The organism is Streptomyces sp. NPDC020192 (assembly GCF_044388685.1).
GTDB lineage: Bacteria > Actinomycetota > Actinomycetes > Streptomycetales > Streptomycetaceae > Streptomyces.
Map to the genome: position 1 here is coordinate 28,989 of NZ_JBIRXG010000039.1, position 23,966 is coordinate 52,954.

General features: G+C 70.5%; 15 protein-coding genes and 1 pseudogene. 2 read left to right on the forward strand and 14 right to left on the reverse strand.

Going from position 1 to position 23,966, the window contains the following annotated elements; genetic code table 11:
* The 14 genes from ACH47Z_RS41355 to ACH47Z_RS41420 form a co-directional block, all read right to left on the reverse strand.
* Positions 1-648, reverse strand: coding sequence for a PIG-L deacetylase family protein (locus ACH47Z_RS41355; protein ID WP_399083891.1), 648 nt, complete (start codon positions 646-648; stop codon positions 1-3).
* Positions 645-1,439: a sugar phosphate nucleotidyltransferase gene (locus tag ACH47Z_RS41360; RefSeq protein ID WP_399083894.1), complete on the reverse strand. Its 795-nt coding sequence runs from the start codon at positions 1,437-1,439 to the stop codon at positions 645-647. Before ACH47Z_RS41360 ends, ACH47Z_RS41355 begins: the two co-directional genes overlap by 4 nt.
* On the reverse strand, positions 1,436-2,671 hold the full coding sequence (locus tag ACH47Z_RS41365; protein WP_399083897.1) for a class I SAM-dependent methyltransferase: 1,236 nt from the start codon (positions 2,669-2,671) through the stop codon (positions 1,436-1,438). The genes ACH47Z_RS41360 and ACH47Z_RS41365 overlap by 4 nt, the downstream gene beginning before the upstream one ends.
* Positions 2,668-3,876: a glycosyltransferase gene (locus ACH47Z_RS41370; RefSeq protein ID WP_399083900.1), complete on the reverse strand. Its 1,209-nt coding sequence runs from the start codon at positions 3,874-3,876 to the stop codon at positions 2,668-2,670. Before ACH47Z_RS41370 ends, ACH47Z_RS41365 begins: the two co-directional genes overlap by 4 nt.
* A gap of 3 nt (positions 3,877-3,879) precedes the next feature.
* A complete protein-coding gene (locus tag ACH47Z_RS41375) occupies positions 3,880-5,112 on the reverse strand; it encodes an O-antigen ligase domain-containing protein (RefSeq protein WP_399083903.1) in 1,233 nt (410 codons plus the stop codon).
* A 1-nt stretch (position 5,113) separates the two neighbouring features.
* On the reverse strand, positions 5,114-6,652 hold the full coding sequence (locus tag ACH47Z_RS41380) for a right-handed parallel beta-helix repeat-containing protein (protein WP_399083906.1): 1,539 nt from the start codon (positions 6,650-6,652) through the stop codon (positions 5,114-5,116).
* Between the two features lie 9 nt (positions 6,653-6,661).
* The gene (locus tag ACH47Z_RS41385; protein WP_399083909.1) at positions 6,662-8,620 is read right to left on the reverse strand and encodes an alginate lyase family protein; all 1,959 of its coding nucleotides are present in this window, start codon (positions 8,618-8,620) and stop codon (positions 6,662-6,664) included.
* Positions 8,617-10,797 carry a bi-domain-containing oxidoreductase gene (locus ACH47Z_RS41390; protein WP_399083912.1) on the reverse strand — a complete coding sequence of 727 codons (2,181 nt, stop codon included), beginning with the start codon at positions 10,795-10,797 and terminating at the stop codon, positions 8,617-8,619. Before ACH47Z_RS41390 ends, ACH47Z_RS41385 begins: the two co-directional genes overlap by 4 nt.
* Positions 10,798-10,816: 19 nt before the next feature.
* Positions 10,817-12,751 carry an asparagine synthase (glutamine-hydrolyzing) gene (gene asnB / locus ACH47Z_RS41395; RefSeq protein ID WP_399083915.1) on the reverse strand — a complete coding sequence of 645 codons (1,935 nt, stop codon included), beginning with the start codon at positions 12,749-12,751 and terminating at the stop codon, positions 10,817-10,819.
* A gap of 3 nt (positions 12,752-12,754) precedes the next feature.
* The gene (locus ACH47Z_RS41400) at positions 12,755-14,272 is read right to left on the reverse strand and encodes a Wzz/FepE/Etk N-terminal domain-containing protein (protein WP_399083918.1); all 1,518 of its coding nucleotides are present in this window, start codon (positions 14,270-14,272) and stop codon (positions 12,755-12,757) included.
* On the reverse strand, positions 14,269-15,636 hold the full coding sequence (locus ACH47Z_RS41405) for a polysaccharide biosynthesis protein (RefSeq protein ID WP_399083921.1): 1,368 nt from the start codon (positions 15,634-15,636) through the stop codon (positions 14,269-14,271). Before ACH47Z_RS41405 ends, ACH47Z_RS41400 begins: the two co-directional genes overlap by 4 nt.
* Complete coding sequence (locus ACH47Z_RS41410) at positions 15,633-16,898, reverse strand: glycosyltransferase family 4 protein (protein WP_399083924.1); 1,266 nt, start codon at positions 16,896-16,898, stop codon at positions 15,633-15,635. The genes ACH47Z_RS41405 and ACH47Z_RS41410 overlap by 4 nt, the downstream gene beginning before the upstream one ends.
* On the reverse strand, positions 16,888-18,204 hold the full coding sequence (locus tag ACH47Z_RS41415) for a nucleotide sugar dehydrogenase (protein WP_399083926.1): 1,317 nt from the start codon (positions 18,202-18,204) through the stop codon (positions 16,888-16,890). Before ACH47Z_RS41415 ends, ACH47Z_RS41410 begins: the two co-directional genes overlap by 11 nt.
* A gap of 103 nt (positions 18,205-18,307) precedes the next feature.
* Entirely contained in the window at positions 18,308-19,786 is a 1,479-nt protein-coding gene (locus ACH47Z_RS41420; RefSeq protein ID WP_399083929.1) for a sugar transferase, read from the reverse strand.
* Positions 19,787-21,092: 1,306 nt separating this feature from the next.
* On the opposite strand from ACH47Z_RS41420, the pseudogene ACH47Z_RS41425 reads away from it, so the two are divergent.
* Positions 21,093-21,811, forward strand: a pseudogene (locus ACH47Z_RS41425) (transposase).
* A 221-nt stretch (positions 21,812-22,032) separates the two neighbouring features.
* The gene (locus ACH47Z_RS41430; protein WP_399083932.1) at positions 22,033-23,253 is read left to right on the forward strand and encodes a metallophosphoesterase; all 1,221 of its coding nucleotides are present in this window, start codon (positions 22,033-22,035) and stop codon (positions 23,251-23,253) included.
* Positions 23,254-23,966: the final 713 nt, after the last annotated feature.

The window sequence follows — 23,966 nt, forward strand, 5'->3', positions numbered from 1 at the left end:
TCAACCCCCCAGGTTGAGCGTGAGTTTGGTGACGGCGAACGCCTCGGCGTAGCGCTCGTGGCATTCGATGCCGCGGATCCGGGCAAGACCGAGGAAGGCCTCGCGGTCGTACCAGGGCCGGTGTCGCTGCGAGGGGTAGTGCTCCTGCAGCAGCCGTACCTTGTGTTCGGCGATCTCCGGCGACAGCGGCTGGTACGCCGACGGACGGCCGAGATCGCCGTCCCACTTGACGATCTCGTAGCCGAGCACGAGGTGGTCGCGGAATGCGGTGGGTATCAGCTGCGCCAGGCCGCGGTGGTCCTGGTGGGCGTCGTCGGTGCGCGGGGCCAGGATCAGATCCGGGTCGGTCTGCGCGCGCAGTTCCTCGACCGCGGCCTTGGCCTCGTCCCAGTGCACGGGCAGCCGGCCGTCGGGCAGCTTGTGCACGGTCAGCCGTAGGTCGGCGCCCGGGCAGAAGGCGGCGAGCGCGGCCTGCTCCTCCTGCTCGCGCTCGCTGCCGCCGCCGGAGAGCACCAGCGCGTCGACGCGGATACCAGGCCGCGCGTGACACAGCGTCAGCAGCGTGCCGCCGGCGCCGATGGCGATGTCGTCGCAGTGCGCGGCCACCGCGACGATCCGGTCCAGGCGCCCGGCGCCGAGGCGGATCACGCGCTGACTCCGGCGTTGTCCCGTTCCCACACGGCCCACGGGCGGTCGCCCCGGGCGTAGGCCTCGTCGAGCGCGGCCCGTTCCTTCACGGTGTCGGTGGGCTTCCAGAAGCCGCGGTGCTGGTGCGCCACCAGCCGCCCGCGCTTGGCCAGTTGGGCACATCCGTCGGCGACCAGGTCCCCGTTCTCCGGGATGTGGTCGAAGACTTCCTGACGGAGCACGAAGTAGCCGCCGTTCTCCCACAGCGGCAGTTCGCTCACCGCGGTGATGCCCCCCACCAGGCCGTCCTCGCCCAGGTCCACGCAGTGGAACGAGGACTGCGGCGGCACCACCATCATCGACGCACCGGCGTCGCGCCGGGCGAAGTTCTCGATCATCTCCGGCAGCGGAGCGTCGGTGAGCACGTCGGCGTAGTTGGCGAGGAACATCTCGTCGCCGTCCAGGTGGTGCCGCACCCGGCGCAGCCGCTCCCCGATCGGCGACTCGATGCCGGTCTGCGCGAACGTGATCGTCCAGTCGGCTATGTCGGTGGACAGCAGCTCGGTCCGCCCGCCCCGCAGCACGAAGTCGTTGGACGTCGTCTCCTCGTAGTTGAGGAAGAAGTCCTTGATGTGGTGCGCCCCGTAGCCGAGGCACAGGATGAACTCCCTGTGCCCGAAGTGCGCGTAGTAGCGCATGACGTGCCAGATCAGCGGCCTGGGGCCGACCATCGCCATCGGCTTGGGCACGTCGTCGGAGGTTCCGTTGCGCATGCGCATCCCGTAACCGCCGCAGAACAGGACGACCTTCATCGCTTGACCTCGACAATGCTCAGTTCCGGGATGGGGAAGACCAGTCGGCCGCCCCAGTCGTGCACGAAGGACAGCTGCTCGACCAGCTCGGCCCGCAGGTTCCACGGGAGGACGAGGACGTAGTCCGGCTTGTCGGCCGCTATCTGCTCGGGCGGCAGGATCGGAATGCGGGTGCCCGGGGTGAACCTGCCGTGCTTGTACGGGTTGCGGTCGACCGTGTACGGGAGCAGGTCGGGCCGGATGCCGCAGTGGTTGAGCAGGGTGTTGCCCTTGCCCGGGGCGCCGTAGCCGACGACCGTCTCGCCGCGCTCGGCCGCCTCGATGAGGAACCGCAGCAGGTCCCGGCGCACCTTGGCCACCCGGGCGGAGAACTCGGTGTAGCCGGACAGCTCCTGCAGCCCGGCGGCCTTCTCCCGGGCCAGCACGTCGGCCACCCGTTGCGTCGGCTCGCCGGCCGCCTCGGCCGGCCGGGCCCACAGCCGGATGGAGCCGCCGTGCGTGGGCAGCAACTCGACGTCCACGAGCGCGAGTCCCCCGCTCGCCAGGGCTCGGATCGCGGACGCGACCGTGTAGTACTGGAAGTGCTCGTGGTAGATCGTGTCGTACTGGTTCTCCTCGATCAGGGTCAGCAGGTGCTGCACCTCGATGGAGACCCAGCCGTCGTCGGCGACCAGGGCGCGCAGCCCCTGGGTGAACCCGACGACGTCGGGGATGTGCGCGTACACGTTGTTGGCCACCACCAGGTCGGCCGGGCCGTGCTCGGCGCGGACGGCCGTACCGGTGGCCGGGGACAGGAACTCCGTGAGGGTGGGCACGCCCGCGTCCCGTGCCGCCGCGCCGACGTTCACCGACGGCTCGATGCCGAGGCAGCGGATCCCGCGGTCCACCACGTGCCGCAGCAGGTACCCGTCGTTGCTCGCGACCTCGACCACGAAGGCGTCGGGGCCGAGGGCAAGGCGCTGTACGGCGTCGGCGACGAACGTGCGCGCGTGCTCCACCCAGGAGGTCGAGTAGGAGGAGAAGTACGCGTACTCCTTGAACGTCTCTTCCGGCGTGATCAGCGGCAGGATCTGCGCCAGCCAGCAGTCGGTGCAGACCCGAAGGTGCAGCGGGTACGCGGGCTCCGGTTGATCCAGTTGGTCCGCGGAGAGAAAGCTCTCGCACGGTGGCGTCGCCCCGAGATCGACGACGCTCGCGAGCGTCGTCGAGCCGCAGAGTCGGCATCGTGTCATTTACTGCCCCCCATTGATTCCGTCCGACCCGCGATAGCGGTGCGGTACTCCTCCACCAGGCGCTCAAGGCCGACGGCCGGGCTGAAGCCGTGCTCGTAGCGGCGCCGGGCCGCCTGGCCCATCTCCCGGTTGCGGGCCGGCTCGGCCGCGATCCGGCGTATGCAGGACGCGAGCGAGGCCGGCTCGCCCGGCCGGTGCAGCAGACCGGTCGCGCCGTCCTCGACGAGTTCGACGAAGGCGCCGTGGCCGGCGGCGACGGTCGGGACCCCTGCCGCCATCGCCTCCACGACCACGAGGCCGAACGCCTCCAGCCACGTCGAGGGCGCCACCACGGCGACCGATTGCGCGATGGCCTGCCGGCACTGAGCCGGGTCGTACAGGCCGACGTAGCGCACGTCGTCCCGGCCCGCCGCCCAGGCGGTCACCTCTCGCTCCAGCGGACCCGCGCCGGCGATGACGAGCGGCACGCCCACACCGCCGTCCGCGGCGATCTCGTCCCACGCGGCCATGAGCAGCCGTACGCCCTTGGCCTCCGCGAGCCGGCCGAGATAGAGCAGGTGCTCGCCGCCACCCTCTCGGCAGGCGCCCGGGTCGGGCACGAAGTTGTGCTTCACCGCCAGCCGCTCGGCCGGCATGCCGGCCCGCACCAGGACGTCGCGCTGCGCCGCGGAGATGCAGAAGAACCGCTCCACGCCGGACCACCAGCGCCGCCGGTTGACCGACAGGCTGACCGCGAGCGGCACCGTCGCAAGCCGGGAACTCCGGTAGCAGCCGTGCCGGACGGCGGGCAGTGGTGCAGAGCCGACGCACTCGGCGCACGCCCGGCCGTCCCGTTGCAGCGTGCCGGGCGGGCAGACCTGGGTGTAGTTGTGCAGCGTGGCGACGGCGGGCACTCCGGCGTCGGCGCAGGCGGCCAGCACCGCGGGCGACAGGAGCGGGAAGACGTTGTGGACGTGCACCACGTCCGGCCGCTCGGTGCGAAGCCGGGCGGCGAGTTCCGCGCGGACCGCCGGGTTCCACGGCACAAGCAGCGGTACCGCGGCCTTGGCAAGGAGGGACCGGGCGGCGATGTCGTCGCTGCGCCGCTCGAACACCTCGACCCGGTGGCCGGCCGCGCGCAGCAGCTCCACCTCCTGGTCGACGACCTTGTTCTCCCCGCTCGGCTGCGCCGAGGCGTAGCGGTTGTGCACCACGAGGACGTGCATGGATCAGGTCACCTCCGATCTCCGGGCCCATCGCGGGATGCGTTGTCGAGGGACTTCGGGCGTCGGGACGGGCGTGGCCGCGGCAGGTGCCGCCAACAGAGAGGCGGCGACGGCCAGATGCAGCAGATACGGCGAGGCGTCGCCCAGCCCGGCCTCGGTGTACGACGCGATCGCGCAGTAGCTGATCAGGAAGATCGCGCAGGCCCGCTGCAGCGACGGTGGCCGCAGCAACGCGACGCCGCCCAGCACGATGAGGATCGCCGCGACGAGGGTGACGCCGATCAGGCCCTGCTCGTTGTAGACGGCCAGCCAGCTGTTGTCGATCGGCAGCCCGCCGAACGACTTGTCGCCCAGGCCCACGCCGAACACCTGCTCCGAGGTCGACCGGGGCGCGGCCAGCAGGGCGTCCCAGACCTTGGCCCGACCAGTGAGACTGGAGAAGTTCTCCTTGCTCTGTCCGCGCAGGAACCACGCCTGCAGCACCGAGCCGAGCGCCACGGCGGCCACCGCGGCGCACAGCACCGCCCAGGTGAAGAACCGGCGGGCGGCGGCGCTCGTCAGGAGGAGCGAGCCGATCGCCAACGCAAGCCCGATGAACAGGCCGAGTGTGGCCGTCCGGGTATGGGTCAGCGCGAGCAGGACGAGTGACGGCACGATGACCACCACTGCGCTGGTTTTGTCGGTCCGGCGCCCCAGCAGGAGCAGCACGGTCAGCCCGATGATCACCGCGGCGTACTGTCCGATCTGCGGCGGGGTGAGCGGCCACAACGCGCCGACCAGGCGTCCGCCGTAGAGGTCGGGCAGGGCCGCGCCCGGTGAGACGGCCAGGCCGGCGGCCACTGACCCGAGCACCGCGAAGTACATCCGGATGTGGTGCCGGACGAACGTCAGGCCACCGTCCCACCAGCGGGTGAGCAGCCACAGAGTGCAGACGAAGAGAGTCAGCCGGAAGCAGCGGAACAGCGCGCCGAACCCGGACTCCAGGTTCGCGCTGGAGATCACGCTCGACACCAGCAGCAGGGTGAGCAGGGACACGTACGCACTGGGTCGGATGCGCAGCTGGAGATTGACCGCGAGCGCCAGCGCGAACGCGGCGACCAGTGCGCCCATGGTGACCATCTGGATGAGGGAGCGGGGCAGCGGGACGATGGTCTTCGCCCCGGCGGAGCCGAGCGTGTTGAGGACCAGCAGCCCCCAGACGATCCCGACGATCTTCGGTGTGTGAGCCCCGTGCATCTCAACCACCGGCCTGTGCGCGGAGGGTGCTGCCCGCGTCCTGCTGGTACGGCGTGCCCTTCCAGTCCTGGAAGGTGAGCACCTGGCTCGGGTCGTGGACGACGAAGGTCCACGGCCCGGTGTACACGTTGTCGTACCAGAGGTTGTGCTGCTTGAGGGTGATCGCCTCGGCCACCTGCTCGCCCTTGTACGGCGACCAGTCCGGATAGGTGCCGTAGTTGGAGAGCACCGCCATGCGGTCGCACTTCGTCGTGCACTTCATGACGGACTTGTCGAGCACGAAGCGGTTGTTGTGGATGTCCACCCGCTGGGTCTTCCACCGGCAGTCGGCGTAGAGCGGTGCCTTGGCGATCGCCGGGTCCGCGCAGCGGCTGGTCTTCTGCACCAGCAGCGTGCAGTCCCCGGACGAGGTGTTGGCCGGGCTGTTGCAGAACCGGTCGGCGTTCTCCCACAGGGTGATCCCGGACCAGTTGTTCTCCAGCAGGTTCCCGTAGATCTCGATCTTGTCCGTGCGGGCTTTGATCCGTGGTTCGCCACCGGACTCGGACAGGTAGACGGTCGCGAAGGGGAAGCTGTCGCCGCGGTCGGCCGCCTTGCGCCCCTCGACCCAGTTGTTGTGCCGGATCGTGTTGTTCCGGATGACCGCGTTGTAGCTGGTCTCGTAGATCAGCGCGGCACCGTCGTTGGCCTCCAGCACGTTGCCCTCGATGCGGAAGTCGTTGTTGTCGGTGTCCGCCCACAACCCGGTTCCACGGTTGTCGTGCACCCAGTTGCCGCGTACGTCGGCGCCGTTGACGGCCCAGAACTTGATGCCTCCGGTGCAGCCGCAGCCCGGCTGCCGCCGCTCCCAGTCGCCGGTGTTGTTGCCGACGATCTCGTTGCCCTCGACCACCAGGCCGCTGATCCGGCCGCTGCCCTTGTACGCGTTCATGCCGTACTGGCCGTTGGCGCGCAGGCAGCTGGCGCGGACCTGCTGGCGGGCACCGGCCATCAGCCCCGCACCGGAGTTGTTCTGGATCGTCGCGTGCTCGATCACCCACCCGTCGGCCGAGTCGTGGTTGACCACGCCCTCGTTCTGCGGCGGCACGAAACCCTGCACGGTCAAGTAGCGGATGGTGACGCCCTCGGCGGTGCCGGCGAACGCGTACTGGTTGGTCTTCCGGCCGTCGAGCACCGCGCCGGGCGCGCCGAGGTAGTGGTCCCCCTTCTTGGGGATGACCTGGGCGTAGCGGTCGGGGTCGAGCCTGTGCCGGCCCGGTCGAAGCCAGAACGTGGTGTTCGGGGGGTTGCTCTTGGTCTTCGCCGCCAGGTCACCGACCTTCGCGGGGTCGACCGTCACCGCGCCCGCCGGCGCCTTCGCCGGCCCGGCCTCGGGCGTGTCGCACACCCGGGCCACGGGCGTGGACCGGGCCCCGGACGTGGTGGGCGCAGCGGTCGTCTTTGCCTGGGCGCCGTGCGTGCTGTCACAGCCGGTCACCGTCAGCAGGGCCAGCGCCAGCGGTGCCGCCGCCCACGCCCAGTGCCGCCTCTTGATCTCCACGCGCCCCTCCTAGCCGTGGAACCCGAGCACGGTGGTGAAACCCTCCGTGCCGTCGGTGAAGCCGGTTCCGACCAGCGTGGTGGCGGGTTCCTTGCGTCCGAATCCTGCGGAGTACCAGCCCAGCGGCGGGTCGGTCTCGCCGCGATGCGCCTGCCAGGACAGCTGCCCGGGCAGGTCGAGCGTCGCGGAGCGGCCCTCGCCGTCCCGGGTCCAGGTGAGTTCGGCCCGGTTGTCCACCAGCTGAGCGGTGATCGCCGGGCCGAGGTGGAACGCCAGGCGTACGGCGCCGCCCGGGCCGCGTACCTCGTCGACCACCCTCAACTCCTGGCTCTTGGCGGTCAGTTCCACCCGGCGGCGGTGCACCGAACCCTCGTAGCCGTCGTGCTCGGCACACCAGCGGGCCAGCCCCGCGCCCGAGGTGTCCGCGGTCAGCACCCGGCTCCGGGCATGCCGGGTCCACAGGAACGGGCCGCCGGAGACGGACTGGTCAGCGCCGTCCAGCTGCAGGGTGTTGTGGCCGAGGGTCGAGCGGAAGTACTGCCGCCACTCGGGCTGCCCGTGGTAGCAGAACGTCCCCGGGTCGGCGAGCACGTCGACCCCGTCGTACCGGACCTCCACGGACAGCGCGTCCGCGTGGGCGTGCGCGGCGATGGACAGGAAGCCGTGCGGGCCACCGTCGCAGCGGCACCAGATCTCCCCCGGGCCGCGCAGGATGGTCATGCCCGCGTCGGCGAAGTGACCCGGCCTGCTTGCCGGGCGGGTCACGGCCGGTGCGGTTCCCTTGTCCGAGTACGGCTTGATGAGCGCGGCCAGCAGCGGAGTGCGCACATCGGTGCCGGTCACCGCCGGCCACCAGGTGAGCCGGCCGAACACGGCGTCCCCGGTGGCCAGTAGCGAGGCCCAGCGGTCGGTGCCCGCGCCGTCCAGGACCAGCCCGTGCCCGTCGTCCGCGTCCCCCTGGCGCGGCGGCCGTAGCCGGCAGTCCACGATGGCCGCGAGCGCGTCGGTCATCCGCAGCAGCACCAGCCGGATCGACGCGGGGACCGGCACGCCGGCGGCATCCGCCTCGGCCACCGCGGCCAAACCGAGCTCCAGCACCAGTCCGTGATACTCGGTGGCCAGCTCGCGGTTGAGGCCGGAGCCGAAGGTGTTGCTTCGCAGATGCCGCTCCAGCGACCGCAGCGCGTCGGCTCGCCAACGCGCCGAGGAGGGGAACCACCCGAACGCGCAGGCTGCGGCGAACTGCCCGGCGGCCTCGGCGATCACGTGGTTGTTCGCCGAAGACCCCCGGCTGGGGAACGCGGCCAGCCAGCGCTGGTGGTGCCAGATCTGGTTCAGCGCCACCGGGTTGCCCTCGAACAGCCCGGCAACGCCCGGCCAGCCGTCGAGCAGCCGGCGGATCCACACCCAGGACAGCAGCCGGATGCCCAGCTCGATGCCGCTGATCCAGTGCACGCCGCGCAGCGGTGGGTTGGCCGCCCACCACGACCGCAGGTGCTCGGCGACTCGCTCGGCGTACCGCTCGTCCCCGGTGATCGCGTAGGCGGCCGCGAGCTGGGTGAGGTACTGATGCCGGGACAGCTCCCAGATCTGCTTGATGTCCCCGACCGCGTCCTCGTTCCGGTACGGCACGTCGAACGCGTAGCCCCACGGAGCCCGGCGCCCGGTCTTCGGGTCACACCACCAGTCCGGGTCGGCGAGGTCGTCGCGGACCACCCCGAAATACTCGACGTGCCCGTACATCAGCCGGTCCGCCTCGGCGATGAGCCGTTTCGCGGCGTCCGGTGGCACCGCGGCGATCGTCCCGGCGGGCAGTACCGCGGTGAACCGGCCGCCGGTCACGCTCGGGCAGTTCGGCCGCGCGGACCGCCACCGCCGTCTGCGCACCGTGTCGCCCACCCGGCCCGCGACCTCCTGCGGTCCCATCCGGGACAGCCGCCGCAGGTACCAGCCCGCGCTCATGGTCATCGCGCCCCCGCCAACGTCACCGGCGCGCCGCCGGCCAGGCCGGCCTGCACGGCGAGGGTGGCCGCCGTGGTGGCAACCAGCGACTGAAGCGGCACCGGCATCGGTCCGCCGGTCCGCACGGCCTTGATGAACGCGGCCAGTTCGGCGTTCTGGCCCTTGTCCCGGGCCTTGGGCAGCCGCGAACTGACCCACCGCTTGCGGCCGTAGACCGACGCACGCACGAAGTCGTCGAGCCGCAGCACCTTGCCGTCCGCGACCAGGTCCAGCGTCTCCTTGGGGAAGCCGGGCGCGCCGGTGGTGACGTAGCTGATGGTGGCGGTGGATCCGTCCGGGTAGCGCAGTACGACCTGCAGGTCCTCGTTGCCGGACGGGGCGACCGCGTACACCGAGACCGGGTCGGCGTCGAGCAGCCAGCTCGCCGTGTCGATGAAGTGTCCGCCCTCGCCGGCGAACCGTGAGCCCTCGGTGCCCTGTTGGAGGTACCAGCTGCCGTGCTGCAGCCTGCCCGCGTTGACCAGGTAGCGCAGGCTCGCCGGACCGGTCCGGGCGCCGAACCGCTTCCTGGCCTCCTGAAGCAGCGGCGCGAACCGGCGGTTGAAGCCCACCTGCAGCCGGTCGTTGCCCGACTCCTCCACCGCCGCGAGCACGCCGGCCAGCTCGTCCTCGGTAAGGGCCAGGGGCTTCTCCACGAACACCGTCTTGCCGGCCAGCAGTGCCTGGCGGGTGAGGTCGGCGTGCGAGCTGTGGCGGGTGACGACGAACACCACGTCGATGGACTTGTCGCCGAGCACGGCGTCGAGGTCGGTGGTCGCCTCGGCGAAGCCGAACTTCCGCTGTGCGTTGGCCGCGGACAGCGCGGTCGTGGTGACAACGGTCGACAACTCGACGCCGTTGCGCTGCGCCAGGTGCGGCAGCAGCATCGACGTCGCGTAGTTGCCCGCGCCGACGAACGCCAGCTTCACCGGCGTCCTGGTGGCGCGGGCCGGACTCGGCTTCATGGTGACCGCGGGCACGGCCACCGCCGCGGCCGCCGCATCCCCCGTGTCCTGCGCCTGGTCCGGGTACCGAAACAGCACGGCCACGGCCTTCAACTCGCCGTCCTTCAGACGCTGGTACGTCTCGACGGCGTCATCGAAGTCGGCGATGTGAGAGACCAAGGGCTCCACGTTGACGCTGCCGCGGGCGAGGAGATCGAGGAAGCACGCCAGGTTGCGGCGCTCGGTCCAGCGCACGTAGCCGATCGGGTAGTCGCGCCCCTCCAGCTCGTACTCCGGGTCGTAGCGCCCGGGGCCGTAGCTGCGGGAGAAGCGGACGTCGAGTTCTTTCTCGTAGTACGCGTTCCACGGCAGGTCCAGGCGGCACTTGCCGATGTCGACGACCCGGCCGCGGTCCCGGCAGAGCCGGGCGGCCAGCTCGACGGGCTGGTTGCTGCCGCCGCCGGCGGCCAGGTACACCTGGTCCACGCCGTGACCGCCGGTGAGTTCGGCGACGGCGGTTTCCACGGCCGCGGACGCGGGATCGCCGCAGGCCGCGGCGCCCAGGCGCTCGGCGAGCTCGCAGCGCACCGGGTCGGGGTCGGCCCCGACGACGCGGACTCCCGAGGCGGCGAGGAGCTGCACCACCAGCTGCCCGATCAACCCGAGGCCGATGACCAGTGCCACTTCGCCGAGTTGTGGCTCGCCCTGACGGACACCCTGCATGGCGATCGACCCGACGGTGCCGAAGGCCGCGTGCTGCGGCGCGAGGCCGTCCGGCACCGGTACGTAGAGGTTCTTCGGCACCCAGTTCAACTCGGCGTGCAGCGCGTGCTCGTTGCCTGCACAGGCCACGAGGTCGCCGACCTTCACATCGTCGATCCCGGCGCCGACCTGCTCGACCACCCCGCACAGCGAGTAGCCCAGCGGTGTATAGGAGTCCAGCTTGCCCATGACCTTGCGGTAGGTGGCGGGCACCCCGTTGGTAGCCACGCTCTGCATGACCTTGGCCACCTGGTCCGGCCGGGAGCGGGCCTTGCCCAGCATCGACATGCCGGCCTCGGACACCTTCATGAGCTCGGTCCCGGTGGAGATCAGCGAGTAGGCGCTGCGGACCAGCACACCGCCCGGCTTGCACCCCGGCACCGGAACGTCGAGCACCGCCAGCTCGCCGCTCTTGTAGTTCTGTACAACCTGCTTCACCCAAACTCCTCTGAAATTCCTAAGCCGTCAACCGAGTGCTCTGGCCGGACCCAGAGGTCGCGTCGCGATACCAGTACTCGAGGGTCAGTACGTGCCACAGATGCTTGGAGAAGTCCTGCTGCCCGGCGGCGTCCTCGGCGACCATCCGTGCCAGAGCGTCGCGGCGCAGCAGCCCGGAACGGACGAGCTCGCCGTCGTTGACCACCTCGCGCACCAGCGGTGCCAGATCCCGGCTCATCCAGGCGCGCAGCGGGGCACTGAACAGGCCCTTGGGCCGGTACACGATCTCCCGGGGCAGGATCGAGGTGGCCGCCTCCTTGAGGACGGCCTTGCCCTGTCGTCCGACGATCTTGCGATCGCCGGGCACGGCGAACGCCGCCTTGACCACCTCGACGTCCACGTACGGCACCCGTACCTCGGTCGACGCGGCCATGCTCGACCGGTCCGTGTACGTGAGGTTCAGGCCCGGCAGGAACATCCGGGCATCGGTCAGGCACATGCGGTTGACGAAGTCGCCGAGGTCGTTGTCCTGGTAGACGTCCGCATGTTCGGTCAGCACGTCGTCGACCGTCCCGGCCAGGTCCGGATCGAGAAGGGCGAGCAGCTCGTCCTGGTCGTACATGGTGTAGCTGCGCCGGAAGGCGGTCTCCTCCGGCAGGTCGGCGAAGGAGAGGAACCGCTTCGCGAAGCGCACCGACCGGTACCCCCGGCGGGACGTGGCGACCGGCAGCCTGTCCACGGCCGCGGACAGGCCCCGCCGCAGAGGCCGCGGGACGCGCTGGTAGCGCAGCGCGATCAGGTTGGCCAGGTGCTTGCGGTAACCGGCGAACAGCTCGTCGGCGCCCATGCCCGAGAGCATCACCTTGACCCCGGCCTCCCGGGCGGCCGTACAGATCAGGTACGTGTTGATCGCGGCGGGGTCGCCGATCGGCTCGTCCAGGTGGTACGTCATCTGCGCCAGCAGGTCGAGCACGTTCGGGGCGATCTCGATCTCGTGCAGATCGACGCCGAACCGCTCGGCCACCTGCCGGGCATAGCGCAGGTCGTCCGGCATCGCCTCGAACTTGGCGTCCTCGGCGCGGAACCCGATCGTGTAAGCGGAGATCCCTGGTTGGTGGCGGGCCGCCAGCGCGGTCAGGTAGCTGGAGTCGAGGCCGCCGGAGAGGAAGGTCGCCACGGGTACGTCGGAGAGCAGGTGGCGCCGGGTCGACTCCTCGACGATGGCGGCCAGGTCCGGCTGCTCGCCGGCCCGGGCCCGCTCCCGGCCCTCGGCGGCGACGTCCTTCAGGTTCCAGAACCGGCCGCGCTCCACCCGGCCGTCGGGCCGGCACCTCAGCCAGCTTCCCGGCTGCAGCTTCTCCGCCTCACGGAACGCGCACCGTGAGTCCGGCACCCAGTAGTACAGGAGCGAGGCCACCAGCGCCGCGTGGTCCACCTCCAGCCTCCCGCCGGTCGCGGCGGCGAGTGCCTTCAGCTCGGAGGCGAACACCAATCCCTGGCCGCGCCGGAGCAGGAATAGCGGCTTGATGCCCAACTGGTCGCGGACCAGGACCAGTTCACCGGTGCGCTCGTCGAAGATCCCGAACGCGAACATGCCGCGCAGCCGGGGCAGGCAGTCCATGCCCCAGCGCCGCCAGGCCTCGAGGAGCACCTCGGTGTCGGAGGTGCCGCGGAAGCGCACCCCGGCGGCGGCCAGCTCGGCACGCAGCTCGGGCGCGTTGTACAGCTCGCCGTTGTACGTCAGGACCAGGCCGTCCGAGACCATCGGCTGGGCGCCGGTCTCGGACAGGTCGATGATGGCCAGCCGCCGGTGCCCGAGCTGCACTTCGCCGTCACCGACGGGGTGGCCGTACCGGCCCGCCCCGTCCGGACCACGATGGGCGAGGGTGTCGGTGAGCCGGTCGGTCACGACCTTTCCGTCCGGCCAACGGTAAGTGCCTGCGATGCCACACATGTCCTACCGCGCCTCCTGGTCGTTACCCGGAACGTGTGCGGCCCACATCGGCTGCCGCTCCGTCCGCGGCTGGTTCGTGCCGTTCTGCCGGGGCAGCCGCTCGGCACGGCCGCGCAGCGCGGTGTGCAGCCCGTCCCACAAGGTGCCGTCGGTCCGGTCACGCGGATCAGGGTCGATCAGCACCACACCGATCACCGGGATGCGCTGGTCCGCGAGCTGCCGCGCCACAGTGTGCAGCCATGCGGCGCTGCCGTGCCCGGCACGCACGACGAGCACGGTCTGGGTGCCGAGGTACTGGAGGTCGGTCCACGCCGTGCCGGGCGCCACCGAGCCGACGCCGATGCGGCGGTCCTGAGGCGACAGGGTGGCGGCACGCTCGCCGCTGACCACGGGTGGATCTCCCGGCTTCTTGCGGCCTTCGAGCTGCCCGCCGGGCAGAGCGTCGACGACGGTCACCGGCCCCTGTGCCGCCAAGGCTCTGGCGAGGTCCAGGGCGATCACACTGGTGCTGCGCGCACAGCCCAGTTCCAGCAGCGACACCGGTTCCGCGGAGTCACCCGTGGTGCGGGCCAGGGTCGCGGTGAGCCGTTCGCGTGTCACCCGGGTCCGTCGGCGCTGCCACAGCTTGCCCGACCGGCGGGGCAGCTCCGCGATGACGGAGGCGCCCAGGTTAGCGGCGATGTCCCGGCGCAGCACGGGGCGGTCCGCCACCACCGTGCCGACGGCGGCCAGCGCGAGCCCGAGGAAGAGCCCGAGGACGAGCCCGACCGCGGCATCGGTGACGAGGGCCTTGGGCAGGGACTGGCGCACCGCGCGCGGGGCGTCCACGATCTGCGTGCCGGCGATGACCTGGGGCGTGCCGGTGCGCGCGTCCGCGGCGCGCTGGTCGAAGTCGGAGATGCGCGAGTTGAGTTCGGCCCGGCGGGCGAAGAGCGACTCGATGCTCGCCGACGCCTTCGGGTCGCTGTCCGGCGATCGGTTTCCTATCTCCTTGTTGACCTGGGCGAGCTCGACCCGCATGCGGTCACGCTGGTCGAGCAGGGCCTTGGCCTCGGCCTGCGCGGTGTCCTGCATCCGCCGCACATGGTCCGCGACGAACGAGTCGGCCAGCGCCTTGGCGCGGGCCACCGCTTGTGCGTCGCTGTCGCCTGTCACGGTGATCTGCAGCAGGTTGTTCGTCAGACCGGCGCCCCGGTAGTCCTTCATCAAGTCCTCAGGTTTCTCGGGGGACTTGAGGGACTGCAGGGCCTTGTCGGCGATCCGCGTGGTCTGCAGCAGCTGGACGTCGGTGCGGATCAGCGTTCCGGTGTCGTTCGGCTGGTCCTCCGCGTGGGCGACCAGCACCTTGGTCACCGCGGTCGGCGGCGGCGGCATCAGGACCGCCACCGCAGCGCCGGCCAGCAGGCCGAGGAGCGCCATGGCGCTCCAGAGGCGGCGGCGCCTGCGCACCGACACCACCAGCGCCTGCAGGTCGATGAGCGGAGTGGCGGCCGACGACTCCGAAGTCGTGCTTGTCGTCACGCTGAACCTCCCGTCGCGTGGCCGCGGACGGCGAGCGCCAGAGTGGCGTCGTCCGGAAGTTGGCCGGCAGACCGCGTGGGGCGGTCCTGGACCAGGTCGGCGACGACGATGCCGACCACCTCGTGCCTGCCGTCCGCGCACGCCTCCGCGATGCCGGCGAGCTCCTCGGCGGTCCAGCTGTCCGCGCTGAGGACCACCAGGGCGCCGGACTCGGTGTCGCGGTCCGGCACGATCGGCCGGTCCACCGAAACCTCCACCACCCGCAGCGACGGACTCTTGGCCTCCGCCACGAGCTGCCCTGCGGCTCGGCGGGCGATCTCGTCGCCGTCCGGTACGACGACCAACAGCCGCTGGGCGCCCGGCAGTCGGTCCCTCAGCCGAGTGCACACCCGCCGGTAGCGGAGCCGCCTGGAGGCCTCGTCGCCGGACTTCTGCGGGGCCGGTGTGTCCCACGGGGTGTCGACGCCGAGGAGTCGGCGGATCCGGGCTCGTGAGCCCCCGCCTTCCGGCCGGTGCGCGCGCCGTTCGCCAGCCACGTCGACGGTGCCGAGGAGCGTCGAACCGAGCGCTGCGGCGATCTCGGGTTCGGTGCGCAGCCGGCGGTTCATCCGTGCGGCGACGAGATGGCCGATGACCGCGAGCAGGAAGAACAGCAGCGCTCCGCCGACGATGAGCTGCATCCTCGTCGGCGCCGTCTCGCCGGTCGGTGGGGCGGCGGGCCCCATGACGACCATGCCTGCCTTGTTGGTCGCCGGGTTGGCCTCGTCCACCTTCTTCATGGCCCCCTCCAGCGAGGTGCGCAGGTTCTCGAGCGCGGTGCGGGCCTGCACGCTCTCCACGGTCTGACCGGGGTCGGCCGCCTTGGCCAGGTCGCTGATGCGGCGGTTGGTCTCCTCGACCTGCTTCCGCAGCGCGTCGTTTGCCGTGGTTTTTACGGAGTCCGTGCCGCTGCCCGCGATCTGCGCGGTGTACTGCACGAATTGCTGGGCCACCTGGTCGGAAAGCTGCTGCGCGCGCTTCGGGGTGTCGGCCGTACCCGAGATCGTGATGATGTTCCCGTCGGCCGCCTTGGCGCTCACCTGGTCCCGCAGCTCGGTGCCGCTGGCGCCGGGCCAGTGGAGAGCATCGGCCGCGCGGTCGACCACCGCCGAACTGGTCGCGAGGTCCACCTGGGTGAGCAGCTCGCGCTCCTCCCACAGTCCCGGCAGCAGTACTGGTGACGATGCCGTGTAACGCGGTGGGAACACCACCACTGAGGCGCCGTAGCCGACCAGCGCACCTACGACGGCGAGGACGGCGAGGAGCCGCCAGCGCCGACGGAATATCCGCCCGATGGTGACCAGGCGTATCGTGTCCTCGCTCAACTGCGCTGCCTCTTCCTTGTGCGGACCGGGTCGCCCGCCGACACCGGGGTGTGGTCACGGCAGGCGGCGGCGTAGGCGGCTAGCAGCGACGCTTGCGAGTTCTGCCAGGAGAGCGGCCCGCTGATCCGCTCCTGGCCGATCTTGCCCATCCGGGCCCGCTTCTCCGGATCGTCCAGGAGCAGCGCGACGAGCTCGGCGAATTGGGCCTCGTCGTTGGCCGGCGCGTAGACGGCGGCGTCACCGGCGGAGACGCGCGCCTCCTTCAGGTCGAACGAGACGATCGGCCGGCCCATCGCCATGTACTCCAGGACCTTGTTCATGGTCGACACGTCGTTGAGCGGATTGCGCGGGTCGGGAGAAAGGCACACGTCCGCGGTGGACAGGTAGCGCACCAGGTCGGCGTCCGGAATGCGTCCGGTGAACTGCACCTGCTCCGTGAGACCGAGCTGCCGGGACAGCTCCACCATCGCGTCGAAGGCGTCGCCGGAGCCGACGAACACCGCATGCCAGTCGGTCCGCCCGAGCTCGTCGCGCAGCTTCGCGAGGGCCCGCAGGGCGTAGTCGACGCCGTCCTGGGGGCCCATGACACCGAGATAGCACAGCAGATGAGGCTTGCCGCGCTTCAACTCCGGCTCGGGCGGCACTGGTTGGAACCGGTCGATCTGGGGTGCGCTGCGCACCACGAACACGTCCTGCGGCCGCCGGCCGCCACGGCGCACCGCGACGTCCCGGTAGCTCTCGTTCGTGGCGAGCACGATGTCCGCGGCCCGGTAGGTCCTCCGTTCCAGCGCGCACACGCCGCGGTAGAGCAGATCCTTGCCCCGGTCGAACCGGGAGAGGTACAGCTCGGGCACCAGGTCGTGCTGGTCGAAGACGAATCGCGCGCCGTGCCTCTTCAGCCACAGTGCCGGCAGGAACAGCAGGTCGGGCGGGTTGCAGGCGTGGACCACGTCGACCGGGCCGACCTTGCGGGCCAGCCGGGTCGTGTGCCACAGCGCCGATCCGTACTCCTTCAGGTAGCCGGCCGGTCCTCCGGTGGCCGCGCGCAACGGGTAACGGTGGATCCGCACCCCGTCGATCTCGGCCTCCGCCTCCGTGTCGCGTTTGGTGCCCTGCGGGCAGATGACGTTCACCGTCCAGCCCGCGTCGCGCAGCGTCGTGCACTCCTGCCACACCCGCCGGTCGAACGGCACCGACAGGTTCTCCACCAGGATCAGCGCGCGCCGGTTCGACCCGTCGCCGCTGGTTGCGTCACCAAGCAAGGCCTATGTACCCCGGTTCGGTCCGGCGCGCCTCGGCGTCGGGAAGGCGGATGAGGTCGACGATCACCGGTCCTTCGCCATGGGGCAGCGCCGACAGCACGGCCGGGTCCCTGGTTCCGACCAGGCACACCTCAGCGTGCTCGATCACCTCGTCGACGGACTCCGCGAGCAGCTGCGCGAGGTGCGGCAGCCGGTTCTCGATGTACTCGCGGTTCGCGCCGAGCAGCCGGGAGAGGCTCACGTTGGCGTCGTAGATCCGCAGGTCGTAACCCTTGCCGAAGAGCCTCTCCGCCAGCTCGACGAGCGGGCTCTCGCGGAGGTCGTCGGTGCCCGGTTTGAAGGACAACCCGAACAGGCCCACCCGGCGCTTGCCGGTGTGCTCGACCAGCTCGACCGCGCGCTGCAGATGGTCGGAGTTGGAGGGCAGCACGTGGGCGAGGATGGGCACCGAGACGTCGGCCCGCTGCGCCGCGTGGACCAGGCTGCGCAAATCCTTGGGCAGGCAGGAGCCACCGAAGGCGAAGCCGGGCCGCAGATAGGCGGGGCTGATGTTCAGCTTGCGGTCGGCCAGGAACACGTCCATCACCTGGTGCGAGTCCACCCCGAGCGCCTGGCACACCGCGCCCAGCTCGTTCGCGAAACCGATCTTGAGGCCGTGGAACGCGTTGTCCGCGTACTTGATCGCCTCGGCCGTCGGGACCGGCACCCGGAACACCTCGCCGGGCAAGCCGTCGTACAGCGCCATCACCGCATCGCCGCTTGCCGGGTCGAGCTCGCCGATGACGGTCTTGGGCGGGTCGAAGAAGTCCCGCACGCTCGTGCCCTCGCGCAGGAACTCCGGGTTGACCGCGACCCCGATGTCCACCCCGGCCGTGCCGCCGACGTACTTCTCCAGGATCGGTACCAGCAGGTTCAGGCAGGTGCCCGGGAGCATGGTGCTGCGGAACACGACGGTGTGCCGCCCACCCCGCTCGGCCAGCGCTGCGCCGATCTCTTCGGTGACCCGCTCCAAGTACGTGGTGCACAGGCTGCCGTTGGGCTCCGACGGCGTGCCCACGCAGACCAGCGACACCTCGCTGTCCATGATCGCCTCGCGGACGTCGCCGGTGGCGCGTAGCGCTCCGGTCCGCACGACCTCGGCGATGAGCTCGCCGATCCGCTCCTCGACCACCGGGGCCTTGCCGTCGTTGACCAGGTCGACCTTCACCTGGTTCACGTCCACCCCGATGACCTCGTGACCCATGCTGGCCAGGCACGCGGCCGATACGCAGCCCACGTAGCCGAGCCCGAAAACGCTGACTCTCATGACCCGTCTCTCCCCCCAGGCAGGCCCTTGTGGCCTGCGGTCCCCCAAGTCAGGCCCTTGTGGCCTGCGGTCCGCGCGTCGGCCGGACGACGCCCCCCGCGCATCAGTAGGCCCCCTGCCCATGGAGCACCGCACGCATCGTCTTCCACAAGATCACCGTGTCGAGGGCGAGCGACCAGTCCTCCACGTACCGCAGGTCGAGGCGGACCGCCTCCTCCCACGGCAGGTCGCTGCGTCCACTGATCTGCCACAGGCCGGTGAGCCCGGGTTTGACCAGCAGTCGCCGACGGATGTCCGGGTCGTACGCGGCGCACTCCTCCGGTAGTGGAGGCCGTGGACCGACGAGCGACATCGAACCGGTAAGTACGTTGAGAAGTTGCGGGAGTTCGTCGACCGAGTAACGGCGCAGTACTGCTCCCACCCGGGTCACTCTCGGATCCCGGCGGACCTTGAACAGCAGCCCTGCGCCCTCGTTGCGGTCGGCGAGCTCGGCACGTGCCCCGTGCGCCCCGGAGACCATCGTGCGGAATTTGAGAATGGTGAACTCGCGGCCGTCCTTGCCCACCCTGCGCTGGCGGTAGAAGGCCCCGCCCCGGCTGTCCACCAGCACGAGCAGCGCGACAAACACCATCAGCGGCGCGAACAGCATCAGCAGGACCGCCGCGCCCACCCGGTCGACGACCCCCTTGATCGCCCGGCGGCCCCCGGTGAAGGTCGGCATGCTGACCCGCAGCAGCGGGATCCCGAGCACCGCGTCGACGTGCAGCCGCGGGCCGGCCACCTCCATCAGCACAGGGGCCACGACCATCTCGGCATCGCTGCCTTCGAGGTTCCAGGCCAGCCGCTGCAGCCGGTCCGGCGTCCAGTGCGGGTCCGGTGTGACCGCGACGACACGGTAGCCGTCGTGGCGGACGTGCTTGGCGACGTCCGCCAGTCGGCCGACGACCGGGACTCCGTCCAGTTGGTCACCGTCGAGCCCGCGACCGTCCGTCGTGCACACCGCCTCCACCCGCCAGCCGATGTGCGGGAACTTGCGGGTTCGGGTGATCAGGTCGCGCACGGTGACCGAGCTTCCGGCAGCGAGCACCGGTCTCAGGCACCGCCCTTCCTTCCGCTGTTTGTGCAGCCAGAGGCGGAGCAGATACCGCGCGGTCATGGTGACGAGCGCGATCGCGGGGATCGCGACGAAGATCCAGAGCTTGATGTTGCGCGAGGTGAGGGCTATCCCGCCGAGCGCCAGTACGACGGTCGCCGCGAACAGTGCGCGTCCGAGCCGGCGGAATTCCTCGGCACCCTGGCCGAGCACGGCCGGAGCCCACGACCGGCTCACCGCAAGCGCTCCCAGCACCAGCAGCTCGGTGCCGAAAGCGAGAATCCCCCACTTCTCGTGCCAGTTGGCCGCGTCCCGGGCCCCGAAGAAGTTGCCTATCGCCGCCACCACCACAGCGGTGGCCACGGTATCGCTGGTGATCACGATACGGCGGTACCGCTGCTCCCAGTCGTTCGCGGGCTGGCTGATTGCCCCGTTCGCCAGACGCCCACGCGCCGACGGAAAAGGGCCGACTAGTCCCCCCTGCCGCACAGAACCCCCCAGGTCCCCAGTCGTTCGACGTGATCGCCTGACACCGTTCCTCCCCCCGGGAGGCCCCCGCCCCCCGCACGCTTCCTCCCCCCGGGTGCCGCGCTGTTCCTCCCCGCGGGAGGCCCCCGCCCCCGCGCATGACATCCCGGCTACTTCAGCGCTACTTCAACAACCCGCCCCGGCCGCAGCGGACTCGCATGTCCGGCCAGACTCTCGAGCTGCACGGGAACCCGTCGAAACCTCGGGTGCTCCCCGCACCCAAAGCCCCTCTCGGGCTCCAAGAACTGATCACCCCCACGTCCGGCGCCAGAGACGCGGCTACTGGCCGTCTGCATCGCCGGACCCATAGATCATCATTTGTCGCCTCGTGTCCCAGCATGCGAAGCACGGTCAATCTAGACCATCGGGGCCCGTCTGAAGAGAGGGATGTGTGGAATTTGTGCTGGAGATTTGAAGCCGGGTCAATGGATCGGTGACCGCCTGCGGGTGCCTTGGCGACGGGAGACGTGCCTTGTGACCTGTGATGACGGAAGTTCTCCGGGCTGCCGGCACCGGCAGCACGGAGGCGTCCCGGCACTGCCTGCTGTGCCGCACTCAGGGCCTGTCCGGCGGACCTCGTCGGTGAGCAGCGCGGGCTCGCGCAGGCAGACGCCGAGGGCGACCCCGACCGGGTCGTCGCCGCCGACTCCACGATCGTGGGCGCTCACCAGCACGCCGCCGGATGCGGTCCTGACCGACAAGGCGTACTTCTCGCGAGCCATCCGAACTCACCTCGGCAGGCGAGCATTTGTGCAGTGGTGCCGCAACCGGCCGATCAGACCGCTGCCTCGCTGGTACGGGAGCACAACAAGACCGCGCCGAACACCGCACACCAAGCCGTCCCCGAACTCAAGATTCATTTTCGACAATCCGTGCCATGGAGTGCCGCGTACCACAAGCAGACGACCTCCCACGGCTGTACCCCTCCTGACCAGTGCTTCCGGACCAGTCACGGACCAAACCCCCGGTTCGGCCTTCGGGTACGCCACCTTGGCTGACGCGCTGCCACTCGTTCATGGACTGCTCGATGAGGCGGTACGCCTGCTCGCGAAGATGGATGGGAACAGGCCGCGTCGCACTTGCCGCGCGACGCTTGAGCGAGTGCGCCTCGTGCACCTCGCCGTGGTCGGTCCACTCCGAAGATGGATCACCGCAGCTGGCCGCATAGCCGCGAAGTACCCCTTCTCCACCGCCGTGTTGAGAGCTTCGTTGAACGCAGCCCTCTTGCGCCGGGCTGTCTCAGAGGTCCTGACAGAAGTGGTTGATCATGTGGCTGTTGGCTTGTCCGCTCGTTGGTCTGGCCGTGGGGAAACGTCAGTCGCAGCCGTGGATCGTGTCGGATGAACGGTGGGCGCTGATCGAGCCGTTGCTGCCCGAGCCGGGCCGAAGCTGGTCGAGGGACGGCCGAGGGTGCCGGACCGGCAGGCGTTGTGCGGGATCCTGTTCGTGCTGCACACCGGCATCCAGTGGGAGTACCTGCCGCGGGAGCTGGGCTTCGGTTCGGGCACGACCTGCTGGCGTCGGCCGGCCACGTGGAACGAGGCCGGGGTGTGGGACCAGCTGCATGTGCTGCTGCTGAAGAAGCTGCGGTCGGCCAAGCAGGTGGACTGGTCGCTGGCGGTCCCAGTCCGGTCGACCGCGCACCACGTCCTCACCGACGCCCAGGGCATCCCGCTCGCGGTGCCGCTGACCGGCGGCAACCGCAACGACGTCACCCAACTCCTGCCCCTGCTCGACAAGATCCCGCCTGCCGCCGGGGTTGTCGGCCGGCCCAGACACCGCCCCGTGATCGCGAGGCGAGGTGAGCCACACGGCTCCGGCCTGGGCGTCTTCCGGTACGTCGTCGAACGGACGATCGCCTGGCTGCACGGCTTCCGCCTGCGCGTCCGATGGGAGCGACGGGACGACATCCATGAAGCGTTCCTCGAGCTCGCCGCCTGCCTCATCACCTACCGACACGTCCGGCGCTTTGTCAGGACCTCTTAGGCCATCGTCCCACCGGCGCGTGCTCCGCTGGCGGCAGCACCAAGCGGGGGCAGTAGCGCCCTGGTCGCGGCTCATGCCAAGGGAGGTGTCTGCGGCGGAGTCTTGCCATCCCGCACAGAGCCCTTCGCCCCAAAGGGCCGCTCCCATGAACGCCGGTCCGGACGGCCCGAGGGCGACCGGATACAGTGCGCGAGACGGCAGCCTGGTCAGGGAGGGGAAACGTGACCGATACCAGCAACACCCGGCCCGCCGAGGGTGAGGTGCAAGCGCCGCGGCAGAGCCGACTGCACCGCCTGATGCGCTACCTCCCCCTGATCGCCCCCGTCCTGCTGTGGACCGTGCCCTGCTGGGTGCTCCTGCACAGCGGCCAGCACTGGCCGCTCCCTGTCACGCTGGTCGGCACCGCCCTGTTCGCCCTCGGCCTCATCGGTATGCCGCTCGCGATGGTGCGCGGCCACGGCCGGCGCCAGCAGGACCGGGCGGCGATCGTCGGTGACACCCTGCTGGGCTCCAGCTGGGTTCTGTTCACCTGGTCCGTTCTGCTCGGCGTCCTGCTGCGGCTCGCCCTGACCGTGGCCGGCGTCGGCGAGAGCCAGGACCGGGCCCGAATCGTCACCTGGGCCGTCCTCGGCACAACCGCCGTACTGCTCGCCTGGGGGTACGCCGAGGCCCGCCGCGTGCCGCGCGTGCGCCGACTCGACGTGCACCTCCCGCGTCTGGGTGCCGGGCTGGACGGCCTCCGCGTCGTCCTCATCACCGACACCCACTACGGCCCACTCGACCGCGCCCGCTGGTCCGCACGGGTCTGCGAGACGGTCAACACCCTGGAAGCCGACCTGGTCTGCCACACCGGCGACATCGCGGACGGCACGGCCGAACGCCGCCGCGCCCAGGCCGCCCCGCTCGCTACCGTGCGCGCCACCCGAGCCCGTGTGTACGTCACCGGCAACCACGAGTACTACAGCGAGGCCCAGGGCTGGGTCGACCTGATGGACGAGCTGGGCTGGGAGCCGCTGCGCAACCGCCATCTGCTCCTCGAACGCGGAGGCGACACCCTCGTGGTCGCCGGCGTGGACGACGTCACCGCCGAGTCCTCCGGCCTCGCCGGCCACCGCGCCCACCTCGCCGGAGCCCTGCACGGCGCCGACCCCGACCTGCCCGTCCTGCTCCTGGCCCACCAACCCAAGTTCATCGACCGGGCGGCAGCCGCCGGCATCGACCTCCAACTCTCCGGCCACACCCACGGCGGCCAGATCTGGCCCTTCCACCACCTGGTCCGCATCGACCAGCCCGCCCTCGCCGGCCTCAGCCACCACGGCACCCGCACCCACCTCTACACCAGCCGTGGCACCGGCTTCTGGGGCCCGCCCTTCCGCGTCTTCGCCCCCAGCGAGATCACCCTGCTCGTACTCCGCTCCCCGCAGCGGCCCCCCACGCCGTAGCACTGGGCGGGCCAACACATCCACTTGGAACAGTCCACGAGCCGAGGGGTCCGACGTCGACAGATGAACAGGCGCGTAGTAAGCGTTGTCCACTGCCAGCCACCAGGTCTGCCGTCGCCAGTTGCCGTCACCGAGTGAACGTCCAGCACGGCCTCTGGTGAGCGTGGTGAAGACGAGCGCATCAGGAGGCAGGCCGTGCATGTGGCGCTCAAGGGCTTCCAGGACGTGGGGTGGGAGCGGGACTTCGCGTCGGCTCTTGGCTGTCCGGTGTAGAAGCCGAGCAAGCACATGGTGCGCCAGACAACAGGGAGTCCATGCAGAACGCTCTGGGTCTGATCGAGCGTGAACCACTGCGGCGGTTCCGTGCCACCTGGGACGGAACAGGGAGCGTAGAGAACGCCTCCAAGGCGTTGGAGTCGGCCAAGGGCTACGACCTCGTTCGGCGCGGGGAGTTCCCGTGCCGCGTGATGCGCATCGGGCGTACGACACGTGTCGTTACAGCCTCCTTGCTCCGTGTGCTCGAAAGCGGAGAGCCGGAGTACAACGGTGTCCGCGTCGGACGCTGCATGCCGTAGTAGCCCGCCGCGCGAGGAAGCCCCGGCCGGAAGCACTACCGGAGTACGGCCCTTCGCCGTGAGCGGGGTGCAGATGAACTGGGTCAGTCCTCGTCCTGGGCGCGTCGGTAGAGCTTGGCGATGTCGTCGTCGAAGTAC

Excerpts from the sequence above, each read along its gene's own strand:
- ACH47Z_RS41415 (WP_399083926.1), bottom strand. The coding sequence starts at position 18,204 with ATGAGAGTCAGCGTTTTCGGGCTCGGCTACGTGGGCTGCGTATCGGCC.
- asnB (WP_399083915.1), bottom strand. The coding sequence starts at position 12,751 with ATGTGTGGCATCGCAGGCACTTACCGTTGGCCGGACGGAAAGGTCGTG.
- ACH47Z_RS41365 (WP_399083897.1), bottom strand. The coding sequence starts at position 2,671 with ATGACACGATGCCGACTCTGCGGCTCGACGACGCTCGCGAGCGTCGTC.
- ACH47Z_RS41360 (WP_399083894.1), bottom strand. The coding sequence starts at position 1,439 with ATGAAGGTCGTCCTGTTCTGCGGCGGTTACGGGATGCGCATGCGCAAC.
- ACH47Z_RS41370 (WP_399083900.1), bottom strand. The coding sequence starts at position 3,876 with ATGCACGTCCTCGTGGTGCACAACCGCTACGCCTCGGCGCAGCCGAGC.
- ACH47Z_RS41375 (WP_399083903.1), bottom strand. The coding sequence starts at position 5,112 with ATGCACGGGGCTCACACACCGAAGATCGTCGGGATCGTCTGGGGGCTG.
- ACH47Z_RS41385 (WP_399083909.1), bottom strand. The coding sequence starts at position 8,620 with ATGACCATGAGCGCGGGCTGGTACCTGCGGCGGCTGTCCCGGATGGGA.